This is a genomic window from Roseateles sp. (assembly GCF_036486225.1).
GTDB lineage: Bacteria > Pseudomonadota > Gammaproteobacteria > Burkholderiales > Burkholderiaceae_C > Roseateles.
In genome coordinates this window covers 1-9622 of sequence record NZ_DASVNZ010000222.1, presented here as the reverse complement: position 1 = coordinate 9622, position 9622 = coordinate 1, and the positions used below count along the sequence as shown (strand labels likewise).

The following is a 9622-nucleotide window of genomic DNA, read 5'->3' as shown; positions in this document are numbered from 1 at the left end:
CGGCTCCCGCCGACCGGGACGTCGAGGTGATCGGGCCTTGGCTCCGGCCCCGGTTCTGGTTATCGCGCCAGCGGCAGGGGATAACTCGCGAGGCTCGCATGGCCTGACTTCGACACGGCCTGCACGCCGAAGATCAGGTTGTCCTTGGACAGCGGCAGCGTGACCTTGGTGACGTTGCCGACATCCTTGGCACCTTCCCAGGCCTGCGATTCGCTGCGGCGCCAGACGACACGATATCCCGCCAGCTCCGGATCGACGTTCGCGGTCCACAGCAGCGTCGTGTCATTGGTCAGCTCGCGCGCATCGATGCGCGCGCCCTTCACCGGCGACGGCGCCCAGGCCAACGTGGCCAGGCCCGCGAGATTGACTCGCGCCACATCGGCCACGTAAGCGAAGTCCACGAACTCCGGCAGATCGCCGTAGACGACGCCACCCTCGGTGCGCAGGTTCTGATGCTGGTGGCGGAAGTCCTCGAAGGGCTCGGTGAATCGCACCGCCGCGTAGCCGCGCTCCAGGAAGGGCAGGTGATCGCCGCCGCGCAGGTAACGGTCGCGGCGCTGGATCAGATCGATGCGGAAGTCCGGCAGGTAGCGCTCGCCCTCGGCCTTCAAGTGACGTCCGAACTGTTGCGTCGGCAGCTCCTCGCCGCCGCCAGCCACCGCCAGCGGCTGCAGCTGCGCGCGGATCGCCGCGTTGGTCTTGACCTCGTCCTCGTTGGCCGGGCTGTTGGCGTTGGCGTTCACCAGCAGACGCAGCAGCGGATCGAAGCCGTCGGCGAACAGGCGCAGCCGCTTTGGATCATGCTCACCCTTGTCGCCGCGCGAGCTGCCGACGATGTCGTTGGTGATCATGCCTTCGACGTTCAGGCCTTGCGCACGCGCACGACGCGCCCAGTGACGGGCGCCGAGCAGGCCCTGCTCCTCGCCGGGAACGGCCATGAACACGAGCGTCGCATCGAAGCGCTGCTTCGCCGCCGCGCAGGCCATTTCCATGACGGCCGCCGTGCCGGAGGCGTCGTCGTTCGCGCCTGGGGCCTCGCCCTGCGCGTCCATCACGTCGCTGTTGCGCGAGTCGTAATGCCCGCTGACGACGAGGATGCGTTCACGCGGCGTGCCCGCCGACGCGCCGGGCAGCGTGGCCACGACGTTCACCAGCTCGGTCGGCGCCGAGAGGCGGTTGCCCGCCGGCTCGATGAACGCGTCCATCGTGACCTGCAACCGGCCGCCGGTCTTCGCGCTGCAGTCCTTCAACTGGCGCTCGATCCAGCGCCGCGCGGCGCCGATGCCGCGCGTGTCGCTCTTCGTGTCCGACGCGGTGTGGCGCGTGCCGAAGGCGGCGAGCTTGCGGATGGTGGACTCGATGCGCTCGGCGGAGATGTCCGCGAGCAGCGGCGCCACGCGCGGATCCAGCGGCGGGGCCGCGGTCTCCGAGGCGGCGCGCGCTGTCGCCGACGCCGGCCCCGAGGCCGGCGTGGTCTGTGCGAAAGCGGATGAAGCGATCAGCGCCCAGACAGCGGCGGCGGTGGGGAGGAGGCGGCGATGGAAGGTCATGGGTTCAGGCGATGAGTCGATCAGGCGAGGTGTTGCTTGAGGAAGTCCAGGGTGCGCGACCAGGCGAGCTCGGCGGCGGCCGGGTCGTAGACCTCGGGGCGGGTCTTGTTGGAGAACGCATGGTCCGCCACATAGCGATGGATGACGGGGTGCTTGCCGCCCGACTTCATGCGCGCCTCCAGGGCGTCGACCTTCTCCGGCGTGCACCAGTCGTCGCGCGTGGCGAAATGGCCGAGGAAGGGCGCCTCGATCTTCGCCGGTTCGGCGAATTCGGCCGGCGGGATGCCGTAGTAGCAGACCGCCGCCTGCAGGTCCTTGAGGTTCACGCCTGCAAGGATGGTCAGCGCGCCGCCCATGCAGTAGCCCATCACGCCGACCTGGCCGCAGCCGAGGTGTTCGCGCAGGTGCGTCAGCGCGCCCTGGAGGTCCTGCGTGGTGGCGTCGACGAAGTCCAGGCCGTCCATCATGTGGCTGGCCTCGTCCGCATCGGCGGCGATGCGGCCGCGGTAGAGGTCGGGCGCGAGCGTGGTGATGCCGGCGGAGGCCAACTGCTCGGCGATTTCCTTGATGTGGGGTTTGAGTCCCCACCATTCCTGGATGAGGATCATGCCGGGCGCGCCGTCGCCAGCGCTGGCGAGGTAACCGCTGGTGGTGCCGCCGTCAGGGCGAGCGAAGTCGATCATCTGTCCCATGTGGAACTCCCAGTGCGAGAACGAAGGATGAGAGGAAGAATCGGCTCCCTCGAAGAACATCACCGACGACCCCTGCGGGCGGTCGCATCCTGAGGGAGGAACCCGTGAGTCTGCACGAGCAGTTGTACCAATGGACGGCCCGCCAGGGCCTGGATGCGAGCAGCGCACGACGCTTGCGGGCGATGAGCGGTGTCGATGATCCGCCGCGCGATCCGTGGACGCCGCTGCGCCGCGGCGCGGGCGCGCTGGCGGCAGGGTTGATCGGGTTCGGACTGATCCTGTGGGTCGCGGCGAACTGGGACGACTTCGGCCGGATCATGCGCTTCGGGCTGCTGCAGGCGGTGCTCGCGGTCAGTTTGATCGCGGCGGCCATGCTGCGGCCGTGGCGTGCGCCGGCGGCGCTGGTGGCCTTCCTGACGCTGGGCGGCCTGCTGGCGTTCTTCGGCCAGACCTACCAGACCGGCGCAGATCCCTGGCAGCTCTTTGCACTCTGGGCGGCGCTCGGGCTGCCGGTCGCGTGGGCCGCCCGCTCGGACCTGGCGTGGACGCCCTGGGCGCTGGTGGTCGCGACCGGGATCGGCTTGTGGATGGAAACCTTCGGAGGACATTCGTGGCGCTTCGATGTGTCCACGGTGCCGGTGCATGCGATCGGCTTCGTCGCGTACGGGCTGCTGTGCGTCGGGCTCGCGCTGCGGCCCGCCGCGGCGACGCAACCGTGGGCGTGGCGGCTGGCGGTGCTGGCCTCGGTGATCGCGATCTCGGGGACGGCGCTGGGCGGGCTCTTCAGCAGAGACGTTGCACCGCAGTACTACCTCGGGCTCGGCGTGATGGGCTTGGGTCTCGTGCTCGCGTGGCGACGCGGCGAGGTCTATGCGATGAGCGCGCTGGCGCTGGCGGTCGACACGCTGCTGGTCGTCGGACTGGCGCGCGTGGTCATCGACGCCAAGGGTGACATCGGTGGCGTTTTCCTGATCGCCCTCGTGGCCTGCGGGTTGCTGGCGGCCAGCGTGAGTCTGATCATGCGGCGCATGCGCGCGCTGGAGGTGCGGACATGAGCGGCCAGGACTGGCAGGCGCAAGCGCGCGCCGAGGGGCTGGTGCCCGACGAAGCCGATGCGCCGGAACGTCCCTGGCCGGTGGTGGTGCTGACGGCGTTGGGCGCCTGGCTGGCGGTGCCGCCGTTCCTCTTCCTCTTCGCGATGCTGTTCGGCGGCGATTGGGATCGCGGCCCGATGCCGTACATCGAAGGCATTGCGTTGATCGCGCTGTCCGTCGTGCTGCTGCGGGGCCGCGCGACGCCGCTGTTCCTGGAACAGGCGGCGGTGCCGCTGCTGCCGACGGGGCTGGTGTGCCTCGGTTATGGATTGCAGCGCGACCTCCCGCATGCCGGTGCCGCATTGATCGGCCTTTTCATCGGCGCTGCGTTGATCGTGCTGCTGAAGCAGGGATGGCTGCGGGGATTGCTCGGCGTCGGCATGGCGGCGCTGGCCGGGTACCTGGGCCACCTGTGGTTGGAGGGGGCCGTGCCGAGAGGCTGGTACGAGCATGACGGAGGCCTGTCACAGGCCGCGGCCGCGCTGCTGCTCGCGGAAGGACTCGTGCTGTGGATCGTCCGGGATCGGCTGGGTCGGGAGGCGCGGACCGCGTCTGCCGCCGCAGCGCTCGAAGCTGCGCTGACGGGGTGGTGGGTCGCCGTGCTGGTGATGCACGCGGTGGCGGCCGGCTGGTCGTTCGCTGCGGCCGGCGCGTTCTCGGGGGGCGCGCTCATGCGCGGCACGACGGTCGGATTGACGACGGCCCATGTGGTCCTGCTGGGCGCGAGCCGGGCGCTGTCGGTGCTGTTCGTGCTCGCGGCTGCGCTGTGGCTGCTGCGGCGCTGGCGCCCCTCCGGCTCGTTGAAGCTCCTGCCGCCGGTGGTGGTGCTGGCGGCGCTCTCCGCGTTGATGCCTGCACTCGGCGGGATCCTGCTGGTACTGGCCTTGATGGCGTCGACCCGACGCTGGCGCCTGGCCGCACTCGCGGGCGTGGCGGCGGTGTGGGCGATCGGCGCTCTGTACTACGAGTGGCAGCTGCCGCTTGCGCACAAGTCGCTGGCGCTGGTCGTGATGGGCGCGGCGCTCGCCGCATGGGTCCGCTGGCTGGCGTGGCATCCAACGGCGCCTTCATCGGATGAAGGAACGCGGCCAGCGCTCGCGCTGCGCGGTGGCGCGGCAGTGCTGCTCGGCGCAGGCGCGGTGGCCCTCGTCCTCGTGAACGTCCTGATCGCCGCACGCGAGCGATTGATCGACGAAGGTCGTCCGGTGTTCGTGAAGTTGGCGCCGGTGGATCCGCGTTCGCTCATGCAGGGCGACTACATGAGGCTGAACTACGACCTGCCGGGCGTGGGCTGGCGTTTCCGATCCGAACCGGGTGCTTCCTTGCTCTGGGGCGCTCGACCGCGTGTCGCCGTGATGCTCGATGCGCGCGGCATTGCCCACTCGCCGAAGTTGCTCGCACCCGGTGAGGCGCTTCCCGCGGGCGCGCAACTGCTCGAGTTGGCGCCCAAGGGCGGCCAATGGACCTTCGTGTCCGACGCCTGGTTCTTCAAGGAAGGCGACGCCGCGCGCTGGCAGCCGGCGAAGTACGGCGAGTTCCGCGTGACGCCCGAGGGCAAGGGCCTGCTGGTGCGGGTGGTGGGAGAGGATCTGAAGCCGTTGTGAAGCCCGTTCCCCGTAGCCCAGGTCTTAATTGCCTCATCCCGTGAGGCGATTGGCCCACCTAATCGCCTCACGGCCGGAGTCAATCCTCGTTGAGCCCTTCCGGCTCCCCACCATCCACCATGAGGTCGATCAGTTCCTTCAGGAACGCCAGGGCTTCCTCGGAGGTGGCAAAGTAGTACTCCCCGCCGAGGTCGGCGGCGTCGCCGTCGGGGCCGACATGGACGACGGACCAGCCTTCCGCGCCGCCCCCGATCGCGCAGATCCCGAAACTGCCGGGTGCCAGGTCTCTGGCGGATCCGGCGGTGACGAAGATGTCCTTGCCCCGATGGGCGAAATAGCGTTTGAGCACGAGGAGTTGGAATGAAGGCAATCTGGAACGGCGAAGTCATCGCCGAAAGCGACGACACCGTGGTGGTCGAGGGAAATCATTACTTCCCCGTCGCCTCGCTGAAGCGCGAGTTCACCACGTTCAGCAATCACCGCACGTCCTGCCCGTGGAAGGGCCAGGCGCACTACTTTAGCCTGATGGTCCACGGCGACATGAACCCGGACGCCGTCTGGTATTACCCGGAACCCTCCGAGGCCGCCGCCGAGATCAAGGACCGCGTCGCCTTCTGGAAGGGCGTGCAGGTCACCGAGTGAGCGCCTTCGGCCACAGCACCCACAGCCGCAGCGGCTGCTTCATGCGGCCGGCCTGCGCCTCGGCGGCCTCGCCCCAGCCCCAGAAGTAGTCCGCCCGCACCGCGCCGACGATCGCCGCGCCGGTGTCCTGCGCCATCACGAGCCGCCGCATCGGCGTCGTCGACAGCGGCTCGGTCGTGTCCAGCCAGACCGGCGTGCCGTAGGGGATGCTGGCCTTGTCCACCGCGATGGAACGCCCCGGCGTCAGGGGCACGCCCTGACCCCCGCGCGGACCGACCGCCAGATCGGGCAGCGGTTCCTCGCGGAAGAAGACGTAGCGCGGGTTGGCCCACATCGCCTCCTTGAGCCGTTGCGGATTGCGCCGACCCCAGTCCTTGATGCCCGGCCACGAGGCCTCCGTGGCCCGCAACTCGCCCTGGGCGATCAGCCACTGGCCCATCGAGCGGTAGGGCTGCTCGTTGTGCGCCGCGAAGGACAGCCGCACCCAGCGGCTCCTGCCGTCGCGCTCGGTCACGCGCAAGCGCCCGCTGCCCTGGATCTGCATCACCAGCGCGTCCAGCGGGTCCTGCACCCAGGCCAGGCTGAGCGGGGACAGCGATGCGTTGCTCTCGATCTGCTGGCGTGTGTCGTAGGGCTTGCGCTGCGCCAGGTCCTGCGGCGGCGCCAGCAGCGGCACGCGGAAGTCGCCCTGCGACTGGCGACGCGCGGCGAGCTCCGGCTCGTAGTACCCGGTCGCCACGCCTTCGCGCTGGCCCTCGGGGGATTCGACGCGATACGGCTGCAGGCGCTTCATCAGCCAGACCATCGCGTCCCAATCGTCGCCCGGCTTGAAGCCGCGCGCCTGCGCGCAGATCGCGGCCCAGCCCGGCATCGGCTTCTCGCAGCCGCGCAGCAGCGCGGGCCACCATTCCAACGCACGGTCCTGACCCCAGCCCGGCAGCTCGTTCCACGCGGCGGCGACCCAGCGGGCGCGTTCGCGTTGCATCACATGCCGGCCCGCGGTGTCGTCCTGGCCGTTGAGCAGTTTCTCAGGATCGATCGGCAGTCCCGTCGCGCAGGCAAAGGGAGCGATGAGCGCGGCGGAAGCCCCGCCCAGCGCGCCTAGAATCGCCAGCGCCGCGCTCCAGCGGCGAGTTCTGCTACGGATCGGACCACGAATCATGGGCGTGATTTTGCTGGAGGCGCTCGGCGCCCTCGCGCTGCTCGTCTTCATCGTCTGGTGGACGATGTTCTCCGGCCGCAAGGGCGGCGAACGACCCGACGACCGCGACGCCACCTGAGGGCCGCCGGAGCGCCGCGTTCAAGCGCCCGCCCGGCCCTTCTTTCCGTCCGGCCTCAACCCTTGGGCGGCACGAGGAAGCTCATCGGCTGACGTCGCATCCGCGTCCAGATCGCCGCGCGCACGCGCTTCTGATCCGCGAGCCGGATCCCGCGCGAACGCAGCGCCACCTTGAACGCCAGGAAGAAGCTGACGCCTACGTTCAGCACGCCGGTGCCCAGGATGCTGATCACGCACAGCCAGAACGGCCAGTGCTTGAGCACGTCCAGCCCCAGCGCGCCGGCCGCCGCGGCCAGTTGACCGGTCGACAGCGTCACGTGCCTGACCTCGATCGGCAGGCCGAAGAAGCCCAGCAGCGCCGGCACCAGTCCCAGCATCAGGCCCAGGCTGATGTTGGCGGTCAGGCCCGAGATGTTGTCGCGCCACCAGCGGGACCAGCGCCCGGCGCGGCTCGCGCCCAGTCGCGCGACGATGCGCGGGTTCCACGCGATGGCGCTGTCGAGCCGGTGGAAGACGAACCAGTTCTCGACCCAGCCCGCGATCAGGCTGGACGCGAACAGCAGCACCCCGGTGAACGCGGCGAAGAACAGCGACGGCCCGAGCACCGTCAGCGAGTGCAGCACGTGCTCGGCCTCCTGCACGCCGACCAGCGGCTTGCCGAAGCTCAGCCATGCCGCCAGCTGCACGACCAGCACCATGGGCGCCGCCAGCGCGAGGTTGCCGATGATCCCCGCCGTCTGCGAGCGGAAGAGGTGCGCGACTTCGTCGACGAAGGCCTGCAGGCCCGCATCGCTGTCGATGTGGCGCAGCTTGTCGGCCAGCGCCGGCGCGGTCATCGCCGGCTGCTTGGTCGCGACGGTCCAGTGCAGCAGCAGGATCAGCACGAAGCTGGCCGCGTAGTTCACGCCGGCCCAGAAGCCGCCCCAGAACGCGGACAGGCCCACCGCCATGATCGCGAACTTCATGAAGGTCGTGCCCGCGATCACCAGTCCGCCGCCGCCGGCGCGGCGCAGCATGTCGCCGTACTCCTCGCGGTTGCGGGTGATGTAGTGCTCGCCGGTCTCGGCGCTGCGTTCCGCGACCTTGCGCGCCAGCAGCGAGTAATGCCGCGCGAACAGCGTGCGGATGCTGCGCCGGTCGTGCACCACCGCCACCAGTGCCGCCACCAGGCGCAGCAGCTCGCGCTGCGGGTGATCGGCCAGCAGCACCGCCAGCAGGTCCTCGACGCGGCGCAGCCGCGCCTGCATCTGCTCGACGCCGAACATCAGGTCCACCGAGACGCCGTGTTCCTCGAGGTGATCCGGGACGGAGCGCACCGCCGCGCGGCATTCATCGAGCAGGCCGCGCAGGTACTGCAGCTGACCGGGCAGGGCGCTCCGGTCGTTCTCGACGAGCGCGTGCTCGACCTGCTCCCACGCCGTCGCGAGATTGCGGAACGGCCGCCGCGCGAGCAGCTGCGGATCCATGCGCACGCGCAGCGCGCCGGACAGGCCGGCCGAGCGCACCGAGCTCACCAGCACCGTGATCGCGGCGCGCATCTCCTCGCGCCAGTCGCCCTCGGGCGCGCCGGCGAAGAGCAGGCCCAGGCGCTCCAGCAGCTCGTCGTCGACGGCGTTGATCCACTGCTCGTCGGCTTCGTGCGGGAACAGCAGCTCGAAGAGTTCGGACAGGTCCTTGGTGTCCGCGCTCAGCGGCAACAGACGGCGGCGCAGGCGGCCGAGGAACTCGTTCCACAGCGCCATGCGCGGCGCGAAGCCGACTTCGGCGAACAGGCTGATCGCATCGACGTCGGCCCAGACGCTGGCGATGACCTCGGCGAAGGCCTTGGCATGATCAGGATGGCGCTCCAGCATGCGGAGCAGGTACCTGAGGCGGCGAATCGGCAGCGGGGCTGATGGCGCTGCGGGGGGCGCCGCGGGAGGCGCGGGCTCTTCCCCGGTCGGCGTCGGCGCCCGGTCGTCCTTGAGCGGCGCGTGGCGCAGCCACTCGATCAATCGCACCAGCCAGAGATTGCGCTCGGCCAGCGGCGCCTGCGGATGCGCCGCGTTCAGCAGCGCGGTGAGGTCCCAGCCCTGGCGACGGAACATCAATGCAGGGATCCCGTGTCGGCCAGCAGGAACTCGGGCACGTCGGCGTGGAAGACCTCGGCCTTGTCCGTGACGCACAGGAAGCGTCCGCTCATCGTGCCGTGGCGGGTCGCGATCTGCGCCCAGGAGCTGTACTGGAAGCGCTCGCCCGGCTGCAGCAGCGGCTGGTGGCCGACGACGGCCAGCCCGTGCACTTCCTGCTCCTTGCCGTTGCCGTCCACGATGGTCCAGTGGCGGCCGATCAGCTGGGCGGTGACGTCGCCCCGGTTCTCGATCGTCACGGTGTAGCCGTACGCAAACTCGTTGCGGTCGGGGAAGGTCTGGTCGGCGAGCGGCTCGACGGCGACGCTGCAGTGGAAGTGCGGATGTGCCATCGGAGGATTCTAGGGAATCTCCCGGGCCCCACGTGGGCTATGCTGGGTACCGCACAGAGCATCAACAGAACTCGCTCGAACGGACCACCAAACGCGACCGGCACGTATCCGGACGCCATCCGTCATGGAGACAAGGGCAGGACACCCGTTGGCAGTTCCCCGTCCCACTCGACGCCAGGCCATGGCGCGCGGCTGCGCGCTGGTCGGCGTGGCCGCCACCGTCTGCGTCGACCTGGGCCTGGCCGCCGCGAATTCGGTGATGGCGGCGCCGTCCGGGCCCGCGGTTCCCGCCGTTCCCGG

The 9622-nt window shown here is 69.9% G+C and carries 9 protein-coding genes; 3 read left to right on the top strand and 6 right to left on the bottom strand.

Going from position 1 to position 9622, the window contains the following annotated elements:
• Positions 1-59: 59 nt before the first annotated feature.
• Both VF536_RS15395 and VF536_RS15390 read right to left on the bottom strand, forming a co-directional pair.
• Positions 60-1550, bottom strand: coding sequence for a M28 family peptidase (locus VF536_RS15395; protein ID WP_331615741.1), 1491 nt, complete (start codon positions 1548-1550; stop codon positions 60-62).
• Positions 1551-1570: 20 nt separating this feature from the next.
• Entirely contained in the window at positions 1571-2242 is a 672-nt protein-coding gene (locus VF536_RS15390) for a dienelactone hydrolase family protein (protein WP_331615740.1), read from the bottom strand.
• 104 nt (positions 2243-2346) lie between these two features.
• Between VF536_RS15390 and VF536_RS15385 the strand changes: the two genes are divergently transcribed.
• A complete protein-coding gene (locus VF536_RS15385; protein WP_331615739.1) occupies positions 2347-3297 on the top strand; it encodes a DUF2157 domain-containing protein in 951 nt (316 codons plus the stop codon).
• Entirely contained in the window at positions 3294-4940 is a 1647-nt protein-coding gene (locus VF536_RS15380) for a GDYXXLXY domain-containing protein (RefSeq protein ID WP_331615737.1), read from the top strand. Before VF536_RS15385 ends, VF536_RS15380 begins: the two co-directional genes overlap by 4 nt.
• Before the next feature lie 79 nt (positions 4941-5019).
• Here VF536_RS15380 and VF536_RS15375 read toward each other — a convergent pair whose 3' ends face one another.
• Positions 5020-5289 carry a hypothetical protein gene (locus tag VF536_RS15375; protein ID WP_331615736.1) on the bottom strand — a complete coding sequence of 90 codons (270 nt, stop codon included), beginning with the start codon at positions 5287-5289 and terminating at the stop codon, positions 5020-5022.
• 11 nt (positions 5290-5300) lie between these two features.
• Here VF536_RS15375 and VF536_RS15370 point away from each other — a divergent pair, with 11 nt between their 5' ends.
• Positions 5301-5582, top strand: a complete 282-nt coding sequence (locus VF536_RS15370) for a DUF427 domain-containing protein (protein WP_067279015.1) — start codon at positions 5301-5303, stop codon at positions 5580-5582.
• On the opposite strand, the gene VF536_RS15365 is transcribed toward VF536_RS15370, so the two are convergent.
• From VF536_RS15365 to apaG, 3 genes are all read right to left on the bottom strand, one after another.
• The gene (locus tag VF536_RS15365; RefSeq protein WP_331615735.1) at positions 5572-6744 is read right to left on the bottom strand and encodes a murein transglycosylase A; all 1173 of its coding nucleotides are present in this window, start codon (positions 6742-6744) and stop codon (positions 5572-5574) included. The genes VF536_RS15370 and VF536_RS15365 overlap by 11 nt on opposite strands.
• Positions 6745-6917: 173 nt before the next feature.
• Positions 6918-8948 (bottom strand): site-specific recombinase, encoded by a 2031-nt coding sequence (locus tag VF536_RS15360; protein WP_331615734.1) that lies wholly within the window; start codon positions 8946-8948, stop codon positions 6918-6920.
• Positions 8948-9322 (bottom strand): Co2+/Mg2+ efflux protein ApaG, encoded by a 375-nt coding sequence (apaG, locus tag VF536_RS15355; RefSeq protein WP_088405969.1) that lies wholly within the window; start codon positions 9320-9322, stop codon positions 8948-8950. Before apaG ends, VF536_RS15360 begins: the two co-directional genes overlap by 1 nt.
• Positions 9323-9622 lie beyond the last annotated feature (300 nt).

What these genes read in the sequence shown, in the direction of transcription:
- VF536_RS15395 (WP_331615741.1), bottom strand. Translation starts at nt 1,550, where the DNA reads ATGACCTTCCATCGCCGCCTCCTCCCCACCGCCGCCGCTGTCTGGGCG.
- VF536_RS15360 (WP_331615734.1), bottom strand. Translation starts at nt 8,948, where the DNA reads ATGTTCCGTCGCCAGGGCTGGGACCTCACCGCGCTGCTGAACGCGGCG.
- VF536_RS15390 (WP_331615740.1), bottom strand. Translation starts at nt 2,242, where the DNA reads ATGGGACAGATGATCGACTTCGCTCGCCCTGACGGCGGCACCACCAGC.
- apaG (WP_088405969.1), bottom strand. Translation starts at nt 9,322, where the DNA reads ATGGCACATCCGCACTTCCACTGCAGCGTCGCCGTCGAGCCGCTCGCC.
- VF536_RS15370 (WP_067279015.1), top strand. Translation starts at nt 5,301, where the DNA reads ATGAAGGCAATCTGGAACGGCGAAGTCATCGCCGAAAGCGACGACACC.
- VF536_RS15365 (WP_331615735.1), bottom strand. Translation starts at nt 6,744, where the DNA reads ATGATTCGTGGTCCGATCCGTAGCAGAACTCGCCGCTGGAGCGCGGCG.
- VF536_RS15380 (WP_331615737.1), top strand. Translation starts at nt 3,294, where the DNA reads ATGAGCGGCCAGGACTGGCAGGCGCAAGCGCGCGCCGAGGGGCTGGTG.